The 21,579-nt window shown below is 72.5% G+C and carries 22 protein-coding genes and 1 pseudogene; 8 read left to right on the top strand and 15 right to left on the bottom strand.

Going from position 1 to position 21,579, the window contains the following annotated elements; all coding sequences use genetic code 11:
- The 4 genes and pseudogenes from C1I92_RS24730 to C1I92_RS24745 all read right to left on the bottom strand — a co-directional run.
- Positions 1–227 (bottom strand): annotated as a pseudogene (locus C1I92_RS24730) (hypothetical protein); the annotation flags it as partial.
- The gene (gene fabI, locus C1I92_RS24735; protein ID WP_111257311.1) at positions 224–991 is read right to left on the bottom strand and encodes an enoyl-ACP reductase FabI; all 768 of its coding nucleotides are present in this window, start codon (positions 989–991) and stop codon (positions 224–226) included. The gene fabI and the pseudogene C1I92_RS24730, both read right to left, overlap by 4 nt.
- Positions 988–1,692, bottom strand: a complete 705-nt coding sequence (locus tag C1I92_RS24740) for a beta-ketoacyl-ACP reductase (RefSeq protein ID WP_111257312.1) — start codon at positions 1,690–1,692, stop codon at positions 988–990. The genes fabI and C1I92_RS24740 overlap by 4 nt, the downstream gene beginning before the upstream one ends.
- A 46-nt stretch (positions 1,693–1,738) precedes the next feature.
- A complete protein-coding gene (locus C1I92_RS24745; protein ID WP_111257313.1) occupies positions 1,739–1,948 on the bottom strand; it encodes a dodecin in 210 nt (69 codons plus the stop codon).
- Between the two features lie 80 nt (positions 1,949–2,028).
- On the opposite strand from C1I92_RS24745, the gene C1I92_RS24750 reads away from it, so the two are divergent.
- On the top strand, positions 2,029–2,352 hold the full coding sequence (locus C1I92_RS24750; protein WP_111257314.1) for a DUF3099 domain-containing protein: 324 nt from the start codon (positions 2,029–2,031) through the stop codon (positions 2,350–2,352).
- A gap of 180 nt (positions 2,353–2,532) precedes the next feature.
- On the opposite strand, the gene moaA is transcribed toward C1I92_RS24750, so the two are convergent.
- Positions 2,533–3,522, bottom strand: coding sequence for a GTP 3',8-cyclase MoaA (moaA, locus tag C1I92_RS24755; protein ID WP_111257315.1), 990 nt, complete (start codon positions 3,520–3,522; stop codon positions 2,533–2,535).
- Positions 3,523–3,580: 58 nt separating this feature from the next.
- Here moaA and C1I92_RS24760 point away from each other — a divergent pair, with 58 nt between their 5' ends.
- Genes C1I92_RS24760 through C1I92_RS24770 form a run of 3 tightly spaced genes read left to right on the top strand, consistent with a single transcriptional unit; the run spans position 3,581 to position 6,912 of the window.
- On the top strand, positions 3,581–4,345 hold the full coding sequence (locus C1I92_RS24760; RefSeq protein WP_158564266.1) for an SURF1 family cytochrome oxidase biogenesis protein: 765 nt from the start codon (positions 3,581–3,583) through the stop codon (positions 4,343–4,345).
- On the top strand, positions 4,342–6,129 hold the full coding sequence (locus tag C1I92_RS24765; RefSeq protein WP_111257317.1) for a glycoside hydrolase family 15 protein: 1,788 nt from the start codon (positions 4,342–4,344) through the stop codon (positions 6,127–6,129). Before C1I92_RS24760 ends, C1I92_RS24765 begins: the two co-directional genes overlap by 4 nt.
- 21 nt (positions 6,130–6,150) lie before the next feature.
- Positions 6,151–6,912, top strand: coding sequence for an SDR family oxidoreductase (locus C1I92_RS24770; protein WP_111257318.1), 762 nt, complete (start codon positions 6,151–6,153; stop codon positions 6,910–6,912).
- On the opposite strand, the gene C1I92_RS24775 is transcribed toward C1I92_RS24770, so the two are convergent.
- The 3 genes from C1I92_RS24775 to C1I92_RS24785 form a co-directional block, all read right to left on the bottom strand.
- On the bottom strand, positions 6,899–8,791 hold the full coding sequence (locus tag C1I92_RS24775; RefSeq protein ID WP_233507230.1) for an ABC transporter ATP-binding protein: 1,893 nt from the start codon (positions 8,789–8,791) through the stop codon (positions 6,899–6,901). The two genes, C1I92_RS24770 and C1I92_RS24775, sit on opposite strands and share 14 nt — an antisense overlap.
- 622 nt (positions 8,792–9,413) lie before the next feature.
- Positions 9,414–9,635, bottom strand: coding sequence for a helix-turn-helix domain-containing protein (locus tag C1I92_RS24780; protein ID WP_074946318.1), 222 nt, complete (start codon positions 9,633–9,635; stop codon positions 9,414–9,416).
- Between the two features lie 124 nt (positions 9,636–9,759).
- Positions 9,760–11,358, bottom strand: coding sequence for an ABC-F family ATP-binding cassette domain-containing protein (locus tag C1I92_RS24785; RefSeq protein WP_111257321.1), 1,599 nt, complete (start codon positions 11,356–11,358; stop codon positions 9,760–9,762).
- 107 nt (positions 11,359–11,465) lie between these two features.
- Here C1I92_RS24785 and ypfJ point away from each other — a divergent pair, with 107 nt between their 5' ends.
- Together ypfJ and C1I92_RS24795 are read left to right on the top strand one after the other, a co-directional pair.
- Complete coding sequence (ypfJ, locus tag C1I92_RS24790) at positions 11,466–12,362, top strand: KPN_02809 family neutral zinc metallopeptidase (protein WP_111257322.1); 897 nt, start codon at positions 11,466–11,468, stop codon at positions 12,360–12,362.
- Positions 12,359–13,036, top strand: coding sequence for an energy-coupling factor ABC transporter ATP-binding protein (locus C1I92_RS24795; RefSeq protein WP_111257323.1), 678 nt, complete (start codon positions 12,359–12,361; stop codon positions 13,034–13,036). The genes ypfJ and C1I92_RS24795 overlap by 4 nt, the downstream gene beginning before the upstream one ends.
- On the opposite strand, the gene C1I92_RS24800 is transcribed toward C1I92_RS24795, so the two are convergent.
- Positions 13,009–13,491 carry a DUF6326 family protein gene (locus C1I92_RS24800; RefSeq protein WP_111257341.1) on the bottom strand — a complete coding sequence of 161 codons (483 nt, stop codon included), beginning with the start codon at positions 13,489–13,491 and terminating at the stop codon, positions 13,009–13,011. The genes C1I92_RS24795 and C1I92_RS24800 overlap by 28 nt on opposite strands.
- A gap of 161 nt (positions 13,492–13,652) precedes the next feature.
- Here C1I92_RS24800 and C1I92_RS24805 point away from each other — a divergent pair, with 161 nt between their 5' ends.
- On the top strand, positions 13,653–14,792 hold the full coding sequence (locus C1I92_RS24805) for a sensor histidine kinase (RefSeq protein ID WP_111257324.1): 1,140 nt from the start codon (positions 13,653–13,655) through the stop codon (positions 14,790–14,792).
- Positions 14,789–15,445, top strand: coding sequence for a response regulator (locus C1I92_RS24810; protein WP_111257325.1), 657 nt, complete (start codon positions 14,789–14,791; stop codon positions 15,443–15,445). Before C1I92_RS24805 ends, C1I92_RS24810 begins: the two co-directional genes overlap by 4 nt.
- A gap of 19 nt (positions 15,446–15,464) precedes the next feature.
- Here C1I92_RS24810 and C1I92_RS24815 read toward each other — a convergent pair whose 3' ends face one another.
- The 6 genes from C1I92_RS24815 to mihF all read right to left on the bottom strand — a co-directional run bounded on the left by C1I92_RS24815 (position 15,465) and on the right by mihF (position 21,455).
- Positions 15,465–17,486 carry a primosomal protein N' gene (locus tag C1I92_RS24815; protein WP_111257326.1) on the bottom strand — a complete coding sequence of 674 codons (2,022 nt, stop codon included), beginning with the start codon at positions 17,484–17,486 and terminating at the stop codon, positions 15,465–15,467.
- A gap of 62 nt (positions 17,487–17,548) precedes the next feature.
- On the bottom strand, positions 17,549–18,739 hold the full coding sequence (gene metK, locus C1I92_RS24820; RefSeq protein WP_111257327.1) for a methionine adenosyltransferase: 1,191 nt from the start codon (positions 18,737–18,739) through the stop codon (positions 17,549–17,551).
- Positions 18,740–18,865: 126 nt separating this feature from the next.
- Positions 18,866–20,080, bottom strand: coding sequence for a bifunctional phosphopantothenoylcysteine decarboxylase/phosphopantothenate--cysteine ligase CoaBC (coaBC, locus tag C1I92_RS24825; RefSeq protein WP_111257328.1), 1,215 nt, complete (start codon positions 20,078–20,080; stop codon positions 18,866–18,868).
- 126 nt (positions 20,081–20,206) lie between these two features.
- Positions 20,207–20,539, bottom strand: coding sequence for a DNA-directed RNA polymerase subunit omega (gene rpoZ, locus C1I92_RS24830; protein ID WP_267896769.1), 333 nt, complete (start codon positions 20,537–20,539; stop codon positions 20,207–20,209).
- Between the two features lie 2 nt (positions 20,540–20,541).
- Entirely contained in the window at positions 20,542–21,144 is a 603-nt protein-coding gene (gene gmk / locus C1I92_RS24835) for a guanylate kinase (protein WP_111257330.1), read from the bottom strand.
- Entirely contained in the window at positions 21,141–21,455 is a 315-nt protein-coding gene (mihF, locus tag C1I92_RS24840) for an integration host factor, actinobacterial type (protein WP_111257331.1), read from the bottom strand. The genes gmk and mihF overlap by 4 nt, the downstream gene beginning before the upstream one ends.
- Between the last annotated feature and the right edge of the window lie 124 nt (positions 21,456–21,579).

Consider the following 21,579-nt stretch of genomic DNA (forward strand, 5'->3'; position numbering starts at 1 on the left):
CACCCCGACGCGCCCGGCGGACGGGTCGCCTTGCCGCCCGGCCCACCCTGCAGGAACAGCAGCCACGGCAGCTCGCGGTCCGGATCGGACGCCGACACGACCTCCCGCGCGTACAGCCGGATCCGCTCGCCGGCGGGAGCGGCGTGCGACAGCGGCGCGTCGAACCAGTGGTCCCGGAGGACCAGCCCGCCCAGGCGCACCGAGCCGTCGCGCGCCGCCGGGATCACGCGCCCACCGCGTGCACACCGCCGTCGACGTGGATGACCTCGCCGGTCGTCTTCGGGAACCAGTCCGACAGCAGCGCGACGACGCCGCGGGCGCCGGGCTCGGGGTCGGACAGATCCCAGCCGAGCGGCGCCCGGTCGTTCCAGACGCCCTCGAAGTCGGAGAACCCTGGGATCGACCGCGCCGCCATCGTCTTGACCGGCCCGGCCGAGATCAGGTTGACCCGGATGTTGCGCGGCCCCAGGTACTTGGCGAGATACCGGGACGTCGCCTCCAGGCCGGCCTTCGCCACGCCCATCCAGTCGTAGCCGGGCCAGGCCACCTGCGCGTCGAAGTCCATGCCGACGACGGAGCCGCCGTCGGGCATCAGCGGCAGCGTGGCCATCGTCAGCGACTTCAGCGAGTACGTCGACGCGTGCACGGCGGTGGAGACGTCCTCGAACGGCGTCTCCAGGAACGAGCCGCCGAGCGCGGACTGCGGCGCGAACCCGACCGAGTGCACGACGCCGTCCAGCCCGTCGATGTGCTCGCCGACCCGGGCCGCGAGCGAGTCCAGCTGCTCGGTGCTGGTGACGTCCAGCTCGACGACGGGCGCCGGCGACGGGAGCCGCTTGGCGATGCGCTCCACCAGGGTCAGCCGGCCGAACCCGGTGAGCACCACCGTCGCGCCCTGCTCCTGCGCCAGCCGAGCCACGTGGAACGCGAACGAGGCCTCCGTCAGAACGCCGGTGACCAGGATCCGCTTGCCGTCCAGAATGCCCATCAGTGTCCCATCCCCAATCCGCCGTCGACCGGAATCACGGCGCCCGTCACGTACGACGCGTCGTCGCCGGCCACCCAGCGCACCACCCGCGCGACCTCGTCGGCGCTGGCGTACCGGCCCAGCGGGATGCCGGACAGGATCTCCTTGCGCCGGTCGTCGGTGAGCTCGGCGGTCATGTCGGACTCGACGAACCCGGGCGCGACGACGTTGGCGGTGATGTTGCGGCTGCCCAGCTCGCGCGCCATCGACCGGGCCAGCCCGACCAGCCCGGCCTTGCTGGCGGCGTAGTTCATCTGGCCGGGAGAGCCGAGCAGGCCGACGACGCTGGAGATGAACACCACGCGCCCCTTTCGGGCCCGCAGCATCCCCTTGGCGGCCCGCTTGGCCACCCGGAACGCGCCGGTGAGGTTCGTGTCGAGGACGTCGGTGAAGTCGGACTCGCTCATCCGCAGCAGCAGCGTGTCGCGGGTGATGCCGGCGTTGGCGACGAGCACCTCCACCGGTCCCTGCGCGGCCTCGACCTCGGTGAACGCCGCGTCGACCGACTCGCTGTCGGTGACGTCGCAGCGCACCCCGCCCAGCCCCTCGGGCGGCTCGCCGCTGCGGTAGGTGATGGTGACGTCGTCGCCGGCCTGCGCGAACGAGCGCGCGATCGCCAGCCCGATCCCGCGGTTGCCACCGGTCACCAGTACGGACCGACCCACGTCCGGCTCTCCTCTCCTCGGTGAACGTCGAGCGCCGACGCTACCGTCAGGCGTCCTCGAGCCGGAACCCGACCTTCATGCCGACCTGGAAGTGCTGGACCTCGCCGTCGACGATCTGGCCCCGGACCTCGGTGACCTCGAACCAGTCGAGGTGCCGCAGGGTCTGGGCGGCCCGGCCGATGCCGTTGCGCACCGCCTCGTCGATCCCCTCGCTGGACGTCCCGACGATCTCGGTCACTCGATAGGTGCGGTTCATGACGTTCCCCTCTGTCCGGCGCCGGGCCGATTGGGCGGCCCGGCCGCGCTGATCGTCCGATTCTGGCCTACCGTTGAGGGGTGAACGGTCACGGCGCGCGTCGTAGCGACCCTGTGCCGTCGGTCACGACGGCCGCGGCGCCGCGCAGCGACGACCTCGCCAGCCGGCAGCGCCGGTATCTGATCATGATGGGCATCCGGGTCGCCTGTCTGCCGCTGGCCGTGATCAGCCAGGGCTGGCTGCGGATCGTGTTCATCCTGGGTGCGGTGGTGCTGCCCTACATCGCGGTCGTCATCGCCAACGCGACCCGCCAGCCGCGGCACAGCGCCCTCTCACCGGTGGTTCCGGCACAGCGGCTGGAGCTTCCGCCGGCCCCGGTGGCCAAAGATCGAATCGAACATTGACAGGCCCTTCCGAAGAGGTTGAGGAACGTGCAATACTCCCCAGGCGCACGTTCCGTATTCCCCCGTCGGTGCGTTGCGTACCGGCGACGTCGGGCGGCTTCCCCCGTGGCTGCCCGGCGTCGTCTTCATCTACGGCGAATCTGCCGGATCTTCCCTGGTCAGCCGCAGGATTTGCGGTTTTCAGCCACCGATAGCAGACATCGGCCGCGACGGCTGGAGAAACCCCGGGTCATCGATGCCGTGACCGGCCGCCTTGCCGGCCATAGCGATCTTCCACCGGCGGGCCAACTCGGCGTCATCGGCGCCGGATCGCATGGCTCCGCGCAGGTCTGACTCCTCGCGCGCGAACAGGCAGTTGCGCACCTGACCCTCGGCCGTGAGCCGGGTCCGGTCGCAGGCGCCGCAGAACGGCCGGGTCACCGACGCGATCACGCCGACGCGGGCCGGACCGCCGCCGACCAGCCAGGTCTCGGCCGGCGCGCTGCCGCGGCCGTCGTCGCCGACGGGGGTGAGCGTGAACACCGACTGCAGCGAGGCCAGGATCTCCTCGGCCGTCACCATCGTGGCGCGGTCCCAGCCGTGCTGGGCGTCCAGCGGCATCTGCTCGATGAAGCGCAGCTCGTAGCCGTGCTCGAGCGCCCAGGCCAGCAGCTCCGGCGCCTCGTCGTCGTTGACGCCGCGCATGAGCACGGTGTTGATCTTGACGGGGGTCAGCCCGGCGTCGCGGGCCGCTGTCAGCCCGGCCAGCACGTCGGCGTGCCGGCGCCGGTGCGTCAGCGCCTCGAACCGGTCGGCGCGCAGCGTGTCGAGCGAGCCGTTGACGCGGTCCAGCCCGGCCGCGGCGAGTGCGGCGGCCGTGCGCTCCAGGCCGACGGCGTTCGTCGTCAGCGACAGCTCCGGCCGCGGCTCCAGCTGCGCACAGGCGGCGACGATGTCGACCAGCCCGCGGCGCAGCAGCGGCTCGCCGCCGGTGAACCGGACCTCGCGCACGCCGAGCAGCTCGACCGCGATGCGCACCAGCCGCACCACCTCGTCGTCGGTCAGGATGTCCTGGCGGGGCAGCCAGGCCAGCCCCTCCTCGGGCATGCAGTAAGTGCAGCGCAGGTTGCAGCGGTCGGTCAGCGACACCCGCAGGTCGGTCGCGACGCGTCCGTATCGGTCCACCAGCACTCAACCAGCCTAAGCCCCGCTGGACCCGCGGCGAGCCGCTCGGCGTACGGTCTTGGATGTGTACAGGTTCCTGGCGTCGCGGCGCTGGCTGGTGCGCACGCTCGCCGGGGTGCTGCTGGTGCTGCTGTGCGTGCGGCTCGGGCTCTGGCAGCTGGACCGCAACGAGCAGCGGCAGGACCGCAACGCCGTCATCGAGGCCAACGTCGGCGGCGACCCGGTCCCGGCCGCCGAGCTGGCCCCACCCGGCGAGACGCTTGCCACCGACGACCAGTGGCGCACCGTCGAGGTGACCGGCCGCTGGGACGTCGACGAGGAGCTGCGGCTGCGGCTGCGCCCGGTCGACGGCACCCGCGGCGTGCACGCGCTGACCCCGCTGGTCACCGACGACGGCACGGCGCTGCTGGTGGACCGCGGCTTCGTCGCGGCCGACGGACGCGACGACGACGAGATCGAGCTGGCCGCCCCGCCGGACGGCGAGGTCACCGTCACCGCCCGAGTCCGGCGCAGCGAGACCGGCCACGATGTCGACCCGTCGTCGGGCTCGGTGCGGTTCGTCGACGTCGAGGCGATCGCCGCGGGCCTGCCCTACCCGCTCTACGGAGCGTGGGGCGAGCTGATCGCGCAGGTCCCGGAGCCGGCGACGTCGCTGCAGCTCATCGAGCCGCCAGAGACCGAGTCCGGGCCACACCTGTCCTACGCGATCCAGTGGTTCCTGTTCGCCGTCGTCGGCGTCGGCGGTTTCATCCTGCTGATCCGCGGTGAGGCGCGCGGGAGCGAGGAGACCCCCGAGCGGCCCGCCGGTCGGGTAGACATTGAGGCATGACGGGGCTGATCGAGGACCACGGGCTGATCGGCGACCTCCGCACCGCCGCGCTCGTCGACCGTGACGGCACCATCGACTGGCTCTGCCTGCCCCGGTTCGACTCCGCCGCCTGCTTCGCATCGCTGCTCGGCACCGCCAGGCACGGGTTCTGGCGGATCGCGCCGATCGGCGCCGGGCCGGCCGACCGGCGCTGGTACCGCGGCGACACACTGATCCTCGAGCACGTCTGGGACACGCCCGACGGCAGCGTCAAGGTCATCGACTTCATGCCGCCGAGCACCGGCCAGCACGACGTCGTCCGCGTCGTCGAGGGGCTGTCCGGCCGGGTGCCGATGCACAGCGAGCTGCGGCTGCGCTTCGACTACGGCCGGTCGGTGCCGTGGATGCACCGCGAGCGCGGGCTGATCGTCGGCGTCGCCGGGCCGGACTCGGTCGCGCTGCACTGCGAGGTGCCGACGTACGGGCGGGGGCTGACGACGCACTCGGACTTCACGGTCGGCGCGGGCGAGACCGTCAGTTTCGTGCTGGGCTGGCGGCCGTCGCACGAGCCGCCGGACGAGCCCGCCGACGCGGCGCATGCGCTCGCGGCGACCGAGCGGTTCTGGACCGACTGGGCGGCCCGCTGCACGTCCAGCGGCCCGTACCGCGACGCCGTCATGCGCTCGCTGCTGACGCTCAAGGCGCTGACCTACGAGCCGACCGGCGGCATCGTCGCCGCGCCCACCACGTCGCTGCCCGAGGGCCTGGGCGGCGTGCGCAACTGGGACTACCGCTACTGCTGGCTGCGCGACTCCGCGTTCACGCTGGACGCGCTGGTCCGCAGCGGCTACGTCGACGAGGCGCGGGCCTGGCGCGACTGGCTGATCCGGGCGATCGGCGGCGACCCGGCCGGCCTGCAGATCATGTACGGCCTCGGCGGCGAGCGGCGGCTGGTGGAGTACGAGCTGGACTGGCTGCCCGGCTACGAGGGCTCCCGCCCGGTCCGGGTCGGCAACGCCGCCGCCGAGCAGCTGCAGATCGACGTCTACGGCGAGGTGATCGACACGCTGGCCCGGGCGCACCAGCACGGGCTGACGCTGGAGAAGCACGTCTGGTCGCTGCAGGAGAAGCTGCTGGAGCACCTGGAGGGCGCCTGGAGCCAGCCGGACGAGGGCATCTGGGAGGTCCGCGGGCCGCGCCAGCACTTCGTCCATTCCAAGGTGATGGCCTGGGTGGCCGCCGACCGCGCCGTCGCGACGCTGGAGAACGCGCACGCGATCGGCCAGCCGGACCGCTGGCGGGCGCTGCGGGCGACGATCATGAAGGACGTCCTCGACCAGGGCTACGACCCGCAGCGCAACACGTTCACGCAGGCCTACGGCCGGCCGGCGCTGGACGCGGCGCTGCTCCAGATCCCGATCGTCGGCTTCCTGCCGCCGGACGACCCGCGTGTCGCCGGCACCGTCGACGCCGTCGCGAAGGAGCTGTCGACCGACAGCGGGCTGGTGCTGCGCTACCGGCCCGAGCACACCGTCGACGGCCTGCCCGGCGACGAGGGCGCGTTCCTCGCCTGCTCGTTCTGGCTGGTCGAGGCGCTGCACCTGACCGGGCGGGAGGAGCGCGCGCGGGATCTGTTCGAGCACCTGCTCGGGCTGCGCAACGATCTCGGGCTGCTGGCCGAGGAGTACGACCCGCGCATCGGCCGCATGGTCGGCAACTTCCCGCAGGCGCTCAGCCACATCCCGCTGGTGACCGCGGCCTACCTCCTCACCGGGGTCGAGGGCCCGGCCACCGGCCACGCCTGACACACCCTAGGCTGGACGACCATGGATCTCGGCCTGAAGGATCGCGTCTACATCGTCACCGGCGGCACCCGCGGGCTGGGCCGGGCCGGCGCGGAGGCGCTGGTCGCCGACGGCGCCCGGCTGGTGCTGGCGTCGCGCTCCCAGGAGTCGGTCGACGCGGCGGTGAACGACCTGGGCGTCGGCTCCGTCGTCGGCGTGGCGGCGGACAACGCCGACCCGGAGACGCCGGAGCGGCTGGCCGACGTCGCGCTGGACCGGTTCGGGCGGCTCGACGGCGCCCTGGTCAGCGTCGGCGGCCCGCCGGCCGGCCCGGCCAGGGAGCTCACCGACGACCAGTGGCGGGCGGCGTTCGAGAGCGTCTTCCTCGGCGCGGTGCGGCTGGCCCGGGTGGTCGCGGCCCGGCTGTCCGGCGGCGGCGCGCTGGCGTTCGTGCTGTCCAGCTCGGTGAAGGCGCCGATCTCCGGCCTCGCGGCGTCGAACGGGCTGCGGCCGGGCCTGGCGATGGTGATCAAGCAGCTGGCCGACGAGCTGGGGCCTGACGGCGTCCGCACGATCGGCTTGCTGCCCGGCAGTATCGAGACCGACCGGCTGCGCGAGCTGGCCGAGATGTCCGGCCGCGACCCCGACGCCGTCAAGGAGACGGCGTCGCGGACCATCCCGCTGCGCCGCTACGGCCGGCCCGAGGAGTTCGGCAAGGTCGCCGCGTTCGTCCTCTCCCCCGCCGCGTCCTACCTGACCGGCTCCATGATCGCCGTCGACGGCGGCTCGATCAGGTCGCTGTGATCGTGCCGGCGTCCTGGAGGGCGAACTGGGTGCGGTACAGCTCGGCGTAGGTGCCGCCGGCGGCCAGGAGCTGCTCGTGCGTGCCGCGCTCGACGATGCGGCCGTCGTCGACGACGAGGATGGCGTCGGCGCCGCGGATGGTGGACAGCCGGTGGGCGATGACCAGTGACGTCCGGCCGGCCAGCGCGGTCTCCAGCGCCCGTTGGACCGCCACCTCGGACTCGGAGTCCAGGTGGGCCGTCGCCTCGTCCAGCACGACGACCCGCGGCGCCTTGAGCAGCAGCCGCGCGATCGCCAGCCGCTGCTTCTCGCCGCCGGAGAGCCGGTAGCCGCGGTCGCCGACGACGGTGTCCAGGCCCTCGGGCAGCGACCGGACCAGCCCGGCGATCTGCGCGGCCTCCAGCGCCGCCCACAGCTCGTCGTCGGCGGCGCCGGGCCGCGCGTAGGCGAGGTTGTAACGGATCGTGTCGTGGAACATGTGCGCGTCCTGGGTGACGACGCCGACGGCCTCGTGCAGCGACTCCAGCGTGACGGCGCGCAGGTCGCGGCCGCCGACCCGTACGACGCCCGCCGTCGGGTCGTAGAGCCGCGCCACCAGGTGCGTGATGGTCGACTTGCCGGCGCCGGACGGGCCGACCAGCGCGACCAGCTGGCCCGGCGCGACGTCGAAGGAGACGCCGCGCAGCACCGGCTCCGCCGACGCCGCGGTCGGCCGGGCGACCGACTCCAGCGAGGCCAGCGACACCTCGTCCGGTCCCGGGTAGCCGAAGTGCACGTCGTCGAACTGGACCGACAGCTGCTCGTCCCCCGCGGGCAGCGGCCGGGCGCCGGGCGCGTCGCGCACCATCGGCTCCAGGTCCAGCACCTCGAAGACGCGGTCGAAGCTGACCAGCGCGGTCATGATGTCGACCTGGACGTTGGACAGGGCGGTCAGCGGGCCGTAGAGCCGGGTGAGCAGCGCGGCCAGCGCCACCAGCGTGCCGACCTCGAGCGTCCCGCCGATCGCGAGCCAGCCGCCGACGCCGTACACGACCGCGGTGGCCAGCGAGGCCAGGAAGGTGAGGCCGAGGAAGAAGTAGCGGGCGTAGAGCGCCTGGACGACGCCGATGTCGCGGACGCGTCCGGCGGCCTGGCCGAAGTCGGCGTTCTCGTCCTGGTAGCGGCCGAAGATCTTCACCAGCAGCGCGCCGGAGACGTTGAACCGCTCGGTCATCGACTGGCTCATCGCGGCGTTGAGCTGCATGGCCTCGCGGCTGATGTCGGCCAGCTTGCGGCCGATGAAGCGGGCCGGCAGCAGGAACAGCGGCACCAGCACCAGCACGATCAGCGTGATCTGCCACGACAGCACGATCATCGCGCCGAGCGCCAGCACCAGCGTCACGGCGTTGCTGACCACCTGCGACAGCGTGCCGGTGAACGCCTGCTGGGCGCCGATCACGTCGCTGTTGAGCCGGGACACCAGCGAGCCGGTCTGCGTCCGGGTGAAGAACGCGACCGGCTGGCGCTGCACGTGGTCGAAGACCTGGCGGCGCAGGTCGAAGATCAGGCCCTCGCCGACGCGGGCCGACATCCACCGGCCGACCAGGCCGAGCACGACGTCGACGACGGCCAGCCCGGCCACCGCGAGCGCGGCCCAGACGACGACGGACCGGTCGCCGGCGCTGACGCCGCTGTCGATGAGCAGCTTCAGCAGCAGCGGGACGGCGGCCGCCGATGCCGCGGCGAGAACGGTGGTGGCGAGGAAGACGGTGATCTGGCGGCGGTAGGGACGGCCGTAGCCGGCGATCCGCTTGACGGTGCCCTTCGGCAGCCGCTGGCTGGTCACCGACTGGTCGCCGGAGAACGACCTCGACGCGCGCCAGGCGTGACCCATCCCCATCGACACCCGCGTCGACCTCCTCCTGTCCGCTGAACCCGCCGGAGGGAACGCCGGCCGGGCGGCGGTTTCTTCCCCCGTTCGCTCTGAGCGTGCCGGGCGGCTCCGTCACGCTCGGTGATCTTTCCGGGTGACCTCGCGCTCGTCCGCGGACACCCAGCGCGGCACAAGCCGTCACGCACGGTGACGAAGTACCCAACGCGGGTAGCGTTTCCGGACATGCTGAAGCGCCCGATCGGCCCATCGCAAAGAACGCGAACAGGCACTCACTCTGCCTTCACGTCACTCTGCGTGAAAGCGCACCGATAACTCGGTCAATGGCGTGAACCAAGATCAACAGCGCGGAGTGCGACGGTTTATCACTGTCCGTTATGTCGGACTTGCCCGCCCCACTCCGCGGGCGCTGACCAAGATCAACTCGTAATGGGAAGGAACCCCACGGGTTCGAGTACGACGACTCGAGAATCCGCCGAACGATTCACCGGCCGGGCTGCTCGGTGTTTCGCCCCCGCCGCCTGAACGGCGTGCGCGCCGGGGACCGCGCGTTGGGTGACGAGGCGTTTATCGGGGTGACCGAGCTGCTGGAGGCCACCCTCCTCCGGCATCTCGACCAACTGGGGCTGGTTCAGGCTTGCTTCTTGGCCTTGCCTCGAGTGGCGCCTCCACGGCCTCGTAGGTTGACACCGGACTCGGACAGAACCCGGTGGACGAACCCGTAGGAACGCCCGGTTTCGGTGGCGAGCTCGCGGATGCTCCGTCCACCTTCGTACTTCTTCTTCAGGTCAGAGGCGAGCTTGTCACGCTGCCCCCCACTGATCCGCGCGCCTTTTACCAACTTCTCGGCCACGCGTCCTCCCGTTTCGTTGTTCTGCATGACAGAGGACAATGATCCGCTCCATTCCGCTTTTTCGCCACTCGAAGGCGCGATCGTCCCTCCAGGGAACGAAAAAACGCAGGCTGGATCGACCTCTCTATGCGAGTGAGACGAGCTCCGCATAGTCGGGGTTCCACAGATCTTCGACTCCGTCGGGGAGCAGCACGACGCGCTCCGGGCCGAGCGCCTCGACGGCGCCCTCGTCGTGGGTCACCAGGACGATCGCGCCGGCGAAGGAGCGCAGCGCGGCCAGCACCTCCTCGCGGGAGGCGGGGTCGAGGTTGTTCGTCGGCTCGTCGAGGAGCAGCACGTTCGCGCTGGACACGACCAGCGAGGCCAGCGCCAGCCGGGTCTTCTCGCCGCCGGACAGCACGGCGGCCGGCTTGTCGACGGAGTCGCCGGAGAACAGGAACGAGCCGAGCACGCGGCGCGCCTCCAGCTCGGGGAGGTCCGGCGCGGACGTGCGCAGGTTCTCCAGCACGGTGCGCGAGGTGTCCAGCGTCTCGTGCTCCTGGGCGTAGTAGCCCAGCCGCAGCCCGTGTCCGGGCTCCACGACGCCGGTGTCGGCCGTCTCGACGCCGGCCAGCAGCCGCAGCAGCGTCGTCTTGCCGGCGCCGTTGAGGCCGAGGATGACGACCCGGCTGCCGCGGTCGATGGCGAGGTCGACGTCGGTGAAGACCTCCAGCGACCCGTACGACTTGGACAGCCCGGACGCCGTCAGCGGCGTCTTGCCGCACGGGGCGGGGTCGGGGAAGCGCAGCTTGGCGACCTTGTCGGAGCGGCGCTGCTCCTCCAGGCCGGACAGCAGCCGCTGGGCCCGCCGGTCCATGTTCTGCGCCGCGGTGGCCTTGGTGGCCTTGTAGCGCATGCGGTCGGCCTGCGCCTTGAGCGCGGCGGCCTTCTTCTCCGCGTTCGCCCGCTCGCGGTGCCGGCGGCGCTCGTCGGTCTCGCGCTGGGCCAGGTAGGCGGTCCAGCCGATGTTGTAGACGTCGAGCGTGGCCCGGTTCGCGTCGAGGTGGAAGACCCGGTTGACGGTCTTGTCCAGCAGCGCGACGTCGTGGCTGATGACCACCAGGCCGCCCTTGAAGGCGCGCAGGAAGTCCCGCAGCCAGACGATGGAGTCGGCGTCGAGGTGGTTCGTGGGCTCGTCCAGGAGCAGCGTCTCGGCGTCGGAGAAGAGGATGCGGGCCAGCTCCACCCGGCGCCGCTGGCCGCCGGAGAGCGTCTTCAGCGGCTGCGCGAGCACCCGGTCGGGCAGCCCGAGGCTGGCCGAGATGGTGGCCGCCTCGCTCTCGACGGCGTACCCGCCGGCGGCGAGGAACTCCGCCTCCAGCCGGGCGTAGCGGCGCATGCCGCGCTCGTGCTCGTCGGCGTCGCTGGAGGCCATCTGCTTCTCGGCGGTGCGCATGCCGGCCACGACGACGTCGAGGCCGCGGGCGCCGAGGATCCGGTCGCGCGCGATGACCTCCGGGTCGCCGGCCCGCGGGTCCTGCGGCAGGTAGCCGATCGGGCCGGTGCGGGTGACCGAGCCCGCGGCCGGCTGGCCCTCGTCGGCCAGGATGCGCGTCAGCGTGGTCTTGCCGGCGCCGTTGCGGCCGACCAGGCCGATCTTGTCGCCGGGGCCGATGCGGAAGCTGGCGTCTTCGAGCAACACCTGCGCGCCTGCGCGCACTTCGAGGTGGTGAGCGGTGATCATGTCAGGGTGAACTCTCCGTGGCCGGGGAATGGGTGGGCGATCGGTCAGGCACGATCAGTCCGCCACGGGCATCATGGTGTGCAGTCTACGCGGGAGGTGAATCGGCCATGAAGTTCAACCGGCGCGCACGCCTGGATCCTTCCCAGGTGTCCGACCAGCGCGGCCGCCGCTCGGCGGGCCGTACGGCCGCGGCCGGCGGCGGCATCGGCGCGGTCATCCTGACCCTGTTGGCGCTGCTCACCGGCACCAACCCGGCCGACCTCCTCGGCGGCTCCGACTCGCCCGCCGTCGAGGCGGCGCCGGGCTCGGAGGGCGAGCTGGAGCGCGAGTGCCAGACCGTCGCCGACATCGACGAGAACCAGGACTGCCGGTTCGTGCTGTACGTGAACTCGGTCCAGGCGTTCTGGGAGGACTACTTCGCCGCCGCCGGGCAGCGGTACACGCCGTCGACGACGACGTTCTTCACCACGTCGGTCACGACGCGCTGCGGCACGGCGTCGTCGCAGGTCGGGCCGTTCTACTGCCCCGGCGACCAGAAGGTCTACCTCGACCTGGGGTTCTTCGACCAGCTGCGCACCACCTACGGCGGGCCGAGCGGGCAGTTCGCCGAGGCGTACGTGCTGGCGCACGAGTACGGCCACCACGTGCAGAACCTCACCGGCCAGATGCAGCGGGTGCGCACCCAGTCCGGGCCCGACTCCGACGCCGTACGGCTGGAGCTGCAGGCCGACTGCTACGCCGGCATGTGGGCGCGCGCCGCCACGACCTCCGACGACGAGTCCGGCCAGCCGCTGATCACCGAGCTCACCGACCGCGACATCGCCGACGCGCTGGCCGCCGCCGGCACCGTCGGCGACGACTACATCCAGGAGCGCTTCCAGGGCACGGTCACGCCGGAGTCGTGGACGCACGGCTCCAGCGAGCAGCGGCAGGCCTGGTTCACCACCGGGTTCCGCTCCGGCGACGTCGCCGCCTGCGACACCTTCGCCGCGTCGTCCTTGTGATCGCCGTCGAGGGGGTCACGCACCGGTACGGCGACCGGGTGGTGCTGCGCGACGTCACGGTCACGCTGACCGAGCAGCGGGTCGGCGTCATCGGGGCGAACGGCTCGGGCAAGTCGACGTTCGCGCGGCTGCTCAACGGCCTGGTGCTGCCGACGTCGGGGTCGGTGACGGTGGACGGCCTGTCCACGCGCGGCCGGTCCGGCGCGGAGGTGCGGCGCTCGGTCGGCTTCGTCTTCACCGACCCGGACGCGCAGATCCTGATGCCGACGGTTGCCGAGGACGTCGCGTTCGGCCTGCGCGACCTGCCGCGGTCCGCGGTGGACGCCCGGGTGGCGGAGGCGCTGGAGGCGTTCGGGCTGGCCGGGCACGCCGACCACCCGGCGCACCTGCTCTCCGGCGGCCAGAAGCAACTGCTGGCGCTCTGCTCGGTCCTGGTGACCGAGCCGAAGGTGCTGGTCTGCGACGAGCCGACGACACTGCTCGACCTGCGCAACACCCGCCGCGTGCTGACGCTGCTGAGCGAGCTGCCGCAGCGGGTGATCCTCGTCACACACGACCTCGACGCCGTGCTGGCGATGGACCGCGTCCTCGTCTTCGACGACGGCCGCCTCGCCTTCGACGGCCGCCCGGCCGAGGCGGTGGCGCACTACCGGGAGATCTCCGGCTGGCCGTGAAGTCCAGGCAGGAGGACTGCTGTCGCCGACGGTGCGGTGCGGGGCCAGGTCCAGGCGTACCGCAGGATGAGGCCGAGAAGGATCACTTCCAGTGCGACGCCGAGGCCGTAGAAGAACAGCCAGGACTCGCCCACCGCGTTGAAAGCCGTGACGGGGACGTAGAGCGAGGCCACGATGAGGTTCGCGATGCGGTTCACTCTGGCGGGCAGCGTCATCGACAGCACGACCATGAGGATCGGGATGGCCACGAGGGTCAGCGCCGTGGTCGAAAAGGTCTGGGAGAGGTCGAACTCGAAGACCCTGCCGTCGAGGATGTCTTCGACGACGCCGGGCGTGAAGAAGTTGAGAACGTCCACGTAGACGTACAGGAACATGAAGCTCGTCCACGCTGCGGCGAGCTTGGCTCTCACCGGGATCGGCTGATCTTCCAGTGTGGTGGGCTGGGGTGTTCTCATCATGGGCTCCGTTGTTGTGCTGAGGATCGGTGGGTCCACGATCGCTGAGCCCGGCGGCGGGCACATCGGCCCGGAGGCCGGAGCTCGCCTGGCCGATGGATGGTCTGTCTCTCGTTCTTTCGGCGGGTACGCCGGGACGCGCCGATCCCTAGGCTGGAGCCGTGGTCACCGTCCGGCGCTCAATCTGGCAGGAGCCGCGGCCTGCTGACGCCCCACCCATCGGTCGTCTCGACCGGCTGCTGGTGGGCGGGTTCGCGGCCGCCGCCTTGGTCGAGGGCATCGTTCGGCCGGGCCTGGCCTGGCGACCCCTGGTGACGGTGCTCGCCCTGGCGCTGATGCCTGCCCTGCTCTGGCGGCGGGGCCGCCCCCTGATGGCCGCCCTGATCGGGTGGGGCATCGCCGGGCTGCTCTCGGTCCTCCAGTTGACTGCGCAGGCCGGGGACCTCGGCCTCTACTCCATGATGGCCATCCTGATCCTGCTCTACTCCCTGGTGCGGTGGGGCTCGGGACGGGAGATGGTCCTGGGGACGGCGTTCGTGACGGTCGTCATCGCGCTGGGGATGTACGCCTCCGCCGCGGGCTGGGCCGATGTTTTCGGCGGGAGCGTCCTCTTGCTGTTGTTCGTCGCCCTCGCGGCGGTGTTCCGTTACCGCGCGGACCTCTGGCATCGCCAACAGCGCGAGATCCGCAATCAGGAGCGGGTAGCGCTGGCGCGAGAGCTGCACGACACCGTGGCCCACCACGTCTCGGCCATCGCGGTGCAGGCGCAGGCCGGTGGAGTGGTCGCCGGCAGCCAGCCTGAGAAGGCTGCCGAGGTTCTGGCCGCGATCGAGTCCGAAGCGTCGCGAACCCTGGCGGAGATGAGATCCATGGTGCGGGTGCTGCGTGAGGAGGAAGCCGTCGCCTACTCACCGCAGCTGGGTGTCGCGGACCTGCCTGCTCTGGCGCGGGCCGACGCGACGCCCACCGTCGAGGTCTCGCTGGACGGCTCGTTGGCGCGGCTGGCACGACCCGTGGACGCGGCGCTCTACCGGCTCGCGCAGGAGTCGCTGACCAACGCCGTACGGCACGCCCGGAGCGCGACCCGCGTCGGCATCGACGTACGCCGGGAGGGCGGCGCCGTCAGGCTGCGCGTCAGCGACGATGGACGGACCGAGCCGGGGCCGGCCCCGGAGCCTGGGTTCGGCCTGCTGGGCATGGCCGAACGCGCCCAGCTCCTCGGCGGATCGCTCTCCGCGGGGCCGGCGCCCGAGGGTGGCTGGGTGGTCGAGGCCGTGCTGCCGGTGGAGGCGCTGGCATGAGCATCCGTGTCGTCGTAGCCGACGACCAGGACCTGGTCCGGACCGGGTTGGTGATGATCCTCGGCGCGCAACCCGACCTCGAGGTCGTGGGCGAGGCAGCAGACGGGCTCGCAGCGCTCGACCTGGCGACCCGGCTGCGTCCCGATGTCCTCCTCGTCGACATCCGGATGCCCGGGCTCGACGGCGTCGAGGTGACGCGGCGCCTGGCCGGGCCGGACGTGACGGACCCGATGGCGGTCGTCGTGATCACCACCTTCGACCTCGATGAGTACGTCCTCGGCGCCCTACGCGCCGGCGCCCGCGGCTTCCTGCTCAAGGACGCCGGGCCGGAGCTCCTCGTGCAGGCCATCCACGCGGCGGCCACCGGGGACGCGCTGATCGCTCCCAACATCACCCGCCGGCTGCTGGCGACCTTCGCCGACCAGGCGCCGGTCGCACCGGTCCAGCCCATCGACCCGCTCACCGGGCGCGAGGAGGAGGTGCTCGCGCTGGTGGCACGGGGCCGGACCAACGCCGAGATCGCCACCGAGCTCTTCGTCGGCCTGAGCACGGTCAAGACCCACGTCGCATCGTTGATGACCAAGCTCGGCGCCCGCAACCGCGTCGAGATCGCGATGTGGGCACACGACACCAGACGCCTGAGAGCCGATTAGCGGGTACCGGACATCACGACTAGCCGAAGTCGACGGGGTCGACGCGGACGCGGACGGTGCCGCCGGTGCGCCGGGCCGACCGGACGCCCGCCGCCGCGCGCAGGGCCGCGGCCAGCGCCGTCCCGAGGCCGCGCGGCGCCCGGATCATCGCCCGCGCGCCGTCGTCGACCGGGACCGGGCCGATCACCTCGGCGCCGTCGGGCAGCTCGGCGTGCATGAGCAGGTCGTCGACGTCGGCGGGCGCCCCGGTCAGCTCGGCCACCCGGGCGGCCGGCGGCAGGTGCAGCGACGCCCGCTCGGCCAGCTCGCGGCCGGCGAACCCGGCCGGGTCCCAGCGGACCAGCGCCTGCACGGCCGGCGCCGAGGAGTCCGCGACGAGGACGATCTCGCCGCCCATGGCGCCCGGCCGGACCAGGGCCGCGGCCCGCAGCCAGCGGCGCAGCGCCTCCTCGGCCGCGCGCAGGCCGGTCCGTGCCAGCAGCGCCGTCCCGTCCAGCAGCAGCGCCGCCGGGTACCCACCGTCGGCGACCGGCTCGGCGCCGGGCGTCGCGACGACGAGCGCGGGCTCGGACGGCACCGTGTCGCGGACGGCGTCGCCGCGCGACAGCAGCACCGGCACCCCGGGGAACGCCCGGCCCAGCTCCTCCGCCGTCCGCCGCACGCCGACGACGGTCGCGCGCAGCGTCGGGTTCCCGCACTCCCCGCACCGCCAGGACGGGTGCTCCGTCGCGCACCAGGCGCACCGCGGCGGCCGGTCGGCCTGGCCGAGCACCAGCGGGCCGGAGCAGGCCGTGCAGCGCGCCGGTGTCCGGCACCGCCCGCAGGCGACGCCGGGCAGGTAGCCGGCCCGCGGCACCTGCACCAGGACCGGCCCGCGGGCGAGCCCGGCCCGCGCCGTCCGCCACGCCAGCGACGGCAGCCGGGCGGTGCGGGCGGCCTCGTCGCGGGCCTGCTCGTGGTCGTCGCCGCTGGCGTGGATGCGCGGCGCCGCCGCCCGCACCGTCGGCCGCGACGGCGTGACGGGCCGGGCCCAGCCGGTGGTCAGCAGCTGCTCGGCCTCCGCGGTGCGGGCGAACCCGCCGACGACGGCGGCCGCGCCGGCCTGGTGGGCGCGCAGCAGCAGCACCTCGCGCGCGTGCGGGTACGGCGCCCGCGGCTCGGCGTGCAGGTCGTCGCCGTCGTCCCAGACGAGGACGAGGCCGAGGTCGTGCACCGGCGCGAACGCCGCCGACCGGGTCCCGACGACGGCCTTCACGGCGCCGCGGCGTACCGCCAGCCAGCGCTTGTACCGCGTCGACGGTCCGGCGTCGGCGGCCAGCTCGACGTGGCTGCCGGCGCCCAGCAGCGCCGTCAGCGCCGCCGAGACCTGCGCGAGGTCGCGGCCGTCGGGCACGACGACGAGCGCGCCCCGTCCGCCGGACAGCGTCGTGGCGACCAGCCGGGCGACGAGGTCGGGCCAGTCGGCGGCCGGGCCGGGATTCCAGACCGCGCGCGGCGCTCCCCCGGCGGCCAGCGCGTCCAGCAGCGCGGCGCCGTCGACGTGCTCGGCCCAGCCGCCGGGCTCGGGCCGGGCCGGCGGGACCGGCGGATCCGGCGACGCGGCCTTCTCGGCGGTCGCGTGCCGCGGCGGAACGGCGAGGCGCAGCACGTCGGAGACGGTGCCGGCGTACCGGTCGGCGACGGCGCGGGCCAGCGCGACGATCTCCGGCGCCAGCACCGGCTCGGCCGACACGACGCGACGTAGCCGGGCCAGCTTGCCCTCGTGGTCGCTGGCGTCGGTGCGGGCGACGACGAAGCCGTCGTGGTCGGTGCCGGCGAACCGCACCGACACGCGCGCACCCACGACCGCGTCGCCGTCCATCGAGGCCGGCACGAGGTAGTCGAACGGCCGGTCCAGGTGCGGCAGCCCGACGTCGACCAGCACCTGGGCCACCGGCAGCTCGGCCGCGACCGGCTCCGGTTCACGGGTGCGGAACCGGCGCCGGCCGGGCGCGGCGACCAGCGCCAACTGGTCGGGCTCGGCCGGCTCGGATGCGCTCACAGACCGTTTCTACCGCACCGGCGGACCCGGCCAGCGGTTGTCCACAGGACCGATCGGGCCGATCAACCCGCGGCCGCCTGCAGGGCGTCGACCCGGTCGGTGCGCTCCCAGGTGAAGTCCGGCAGCTCGCGGCCGAAGTGGCCGTAGGCGGCGGTCTGCGCGTAGATCGGCCGCTTCAGGTCCAGGTCGCGGATGATCGCGGCCGGGCGCAGGTCGAAGACCTCGCTGACGGCGCGCTCGATGCGCTCCAGCGGGACCGTCTCGGTGCCGAAGCACTCCAGGAAGACGCCCACCGGCTCGGCCTTGCCGATCGCGTAGGCGACCTGGACCTCGCAGCGGCGGGCCAGCCCGGCCGCGACGACGTTCTTGGCCACCCAGCGCATCGCGTAGGCGCCGGAACGGTCCACCTTCGACGGGTCCTTGCCGCTGAACGCGCCGCCGCCGTGGCGGGCCATGCCGCCGTAGGTGTCGATGATGATCTTGCGGCCGGTGAGGCCGGCGTCGCCCATCGGGCCGCCGATCTCGAACCGTCCGGTCGGGTTCACCAGCAGCCGGGCGTCGTGGCCGTCGAGCTCGAACTGCTCGAGCACCGGCTTGACGACCTGGTTGGCGATGTCGGGCGTGAGCAGCTGGTCGAGGTCGATGTTCGCGGCGTGCTGCGTCGACACGACGACGGTGTCGAGGCGGACCGGGCGGTCGCCGTCGTACTCGATGGTGACCTGGGTCTTGCCGTCGGGGCGCAGGTACGGGACCGCGCCGGAGCGGCGGACCTCGGACAGCCGCTGCGCGAGCCGGTGCGCGACGATGATCGGCAGCGGCATCAGCTCGGGCGTCTCGTCGCTGGCGTAGCCGAACATCAGGCCCTGGTCGCCGGCGCCCTGAAGGTCCAGCGGGTCGAGGTCGCCCTCGACGCGGTGCTCGTACGCGGAGTCCACACCCTGCGCGATGTCGCGCGACTGCGAGCCGATCGAGACCGACACGCCGCACGAGTACCCGTCGAAGCCCTTCGTCGACGAGTCGTACCCGATGCCGAGGATGGTCTCGCGGACGATCCCCGGGATGTCGGCGTAGCCCTGGGTGGTCACCTCGCCGGCGACGTGCACCAGCCCGGTGGTCACCATGGACTCCACCGCGACGCGGCTGTTCGGGTCGTCCTTCAGCAGCGCGTCGAGCACGGCGTCACTGATCTGGTCGCAGATCTTGTCCGGGTGACCCTCGGTGACGGATTCGGATGTGAACAGACGTAGAGACAACGCAAGCCCCCTCTTGGCACGCGGACCACCGTCCGGGCAGCCCAACTGTAGGGTAATGTCCCGCCGTCCGCGCCGGAAGGTCCACGGGCTGGACAATTTCCGGCCGCATCCTGAGACGGCGGCGTTTCAGAGCCTGGCGCGGACCAGATCCCACACGATGTGCGCGAGCGCCGTCTTCGGCCCGTTCGCCACGGTGACCGCGCTGCCGTCGGCACCGAGCACGACCGCCGCGTTGTCCTCCGTCTCGAACCCGCGGTCCGCGCCGACCTCGTTCACCACCAGCAGGTCGCAGCCCTTGGCGGCGAGTTTCGCCCGGCCGTGGTCGAGCACGGTGCCCGACGCGTCGCCGGTCTCGGCCGCGAACCCGACGACGACCTGCTTCGGGTCCGGCCGGTGCGCGGCCAGGTGGGCCAGGATGTCGGTGGTCCGCTCCAGCTCGATCACCGGCGACGACCCGTCCGCCGCCTTCTTGATCTTCGTGTCGGTGTAGGCGGCCGGCCGGAAGTCGGCGACGGCGGCGGCCATGACGACGGCGTCCGCGCCCGCCGCGGCGGCCAGCATCGCGTCGTACAACTGCGCCGCCGAGCCGACCCGGACGATGTCGACGCCGGCCGGGTCGGGCAGCGCCACGTTCGCCGCGACCAGCGTCACCTTCGCCCCACGGGCCGCGGCGGCCCGGGCCAGCGCGTAGCCCTGCCGGCCGGACGAGCGGTTGCCGAGGAAGCGCACCGGGTCCAGGTGCTCGCGGGTGCCGCCGGCGGAGACGACGACGTGCCGGCCGGTGAGGTCCGGCCCGGCCGTGCCGCGGGCCAGCACGTCGGTGACGTAGGCGAAGATGTCGGCGGGCTCGGGCAGCCGGCCCTTGCCGGTGTCGGCGCCGGTCAGCCGCCCGACGGCGGGCTCGACGACGAGCGCGCCGCGCTCGCGCAGGGTGGCGACGTTGGCCACCGTCGCCGGGTGCTCCCACATCTCGGTGTGCATGGCCGGCACGAAGATCACCGGCCCGCGCGCCGTCAGCAGGGTCGACGTCAGCAGGTCGTCGGCCAGCCCCGCGGCGGCCTTGGCCAGCAGGTCCGCCGTCGCCGGCGCGACCAGCACCAGGTCGGCCCGCCGTCCGATGCGCACGTGCGGGACCTCGTGGACGTCCTCGAAGACCTCGGTGCGGGCCGGCCGTCCCGACAACGCGGCCCAGGTCGGCTCCCCGACGAATCGGAGGGCCGACCTGGTGGGTACCACGGTGACGCCGTGGCCGGACTCGGTGAGCCGGCGCAGCACGTCGGCGACCTTGTACGCAGCGATGCCGCCGCCGACCCCGAGGACGATTTCGATTTGCCGGGTCATGCGACGTTCACCCGCGCTCTCTAGACATCCTCAGCCCTGGATCGATGGTCGGGAGGACCTGCGGCCCTCCACTCACCATCAATGTCGCCTGACCCGGCGGTTCGGCCATGGCGGGCCGGACCGCCGTCAGCTCTGCTGCTCGGTGGCGCTGTCGGCCGCCGGCGCCGGCGTGGCCGGGAGCTCGGCGTCGATGTCGTTCGGGTCGATGTGCTCGGCGGTGAGCAGGCCGGCGTCGATCTCGCGCAGCGCGATGGACAGCGGCTTCTCCTGCACGTGCGTCTCGACGAGCGGCCCGACGTACTCGAGCAGCCCCTCGCCGAGCTGGGAGTAGTAGGCGTTGATCTGCCGCGCCCGCTTGGCCGCGTAGATGACCAGGCCGTACTTGGAGTCGGTCTTGGCCAGCAGGTCGTCGATGGGTGGGAAAGTGATGCCCTCGGCAACGCCTTGGGTACCGGACACGCTCATGCCTCCGGGCTTGTCAAGTGGGGTGTACGCATCAAGGCTACCAACTCTTCGCAAACCGTCTCGACGTCGGTGTTCACGAGCGTGACGTCGAACTCGGCCTCCGCGGCCAGCTCCTCGCGGGCGGTGGTCAGCCGGCGTTCCCGTTCGGCCTCGCTCTCGGTGCCGCGGCCGATCAGCCGGCGCACCAGCTCGTCCCAGCTCGGCGGCGCGAGGAACACGAACAGCGCGTCCGGGATGGTCCGGCGGACCTGGCGAGCGCCCTGCAGGTCGATCTCAAGCAGCACCGAATGGCCGTTGGCGAGCGCGCGCTCGACCGGGCCACGCGGCGTGCCGTACTTGGCCCGCTTGTGCACGACGGCCCACTCGAGGAACTCGCCGTGCTCGATCATCTTGTCGAACGTCGCGTCGTCGACGAAGTGGTAGTGCTCGCCGTCGATCTCCCGCGGCCGCGGCGGCCGGGTGGTCGTGGACACCGAGATCCACAGCTCCGGGTGCGCCGCGCGCAGCTTCTTGACGACGGTCGTCTTTCCGACCGCCGTCGGCCCCGACAGGACGATGACCCGCGGGGCCGACCGCGGATGGGACGTGTGCAGGCTCAACCGCCGAAACGCTCGATCAGCGCTGCCGACTGGTTGTTGCCCAGGCCGCGCACGCGACGGGTCTCGGCGATGCCGATCTCCTCCATGATCTGCTTGGCGCGGACCTTACCGACGCCGGGCATCGACTCGAGGAGGGCGGAAACCTTCATCTTGCCGATGACCTCATTCTTCTCGCCTTCCTTGAGCACGTCACCGAGACGGGCTCCGGCGTTCTTCAGGCGGTTCTTGACCTCCGCACGCTCCCGGCGAGCTTCGGCAGCCTTCTCGAGTGCGGCCGCGCGCTGTTCGGGAGTCAGGTTAGGGAGCGCCACGAGCGGGTCACCTCTGTTGTGTCGTTGTGTGGATGTGGGTCCGACCACCGCTTGTGATGGCCTTGTTTCAGGAACCTAGCGAGTGAACCGCCAGGTCAGCAACGCAATCCACCGTACCTGTCCG

This window comes from Jiangella anatolica (assembly GCF_003236295.1).
GTDB lineage: Bacteria > Actinomycetota > Actinomycetes > Jiangellales > Jiangellaceae > Jiangella > Jiangella anatolica.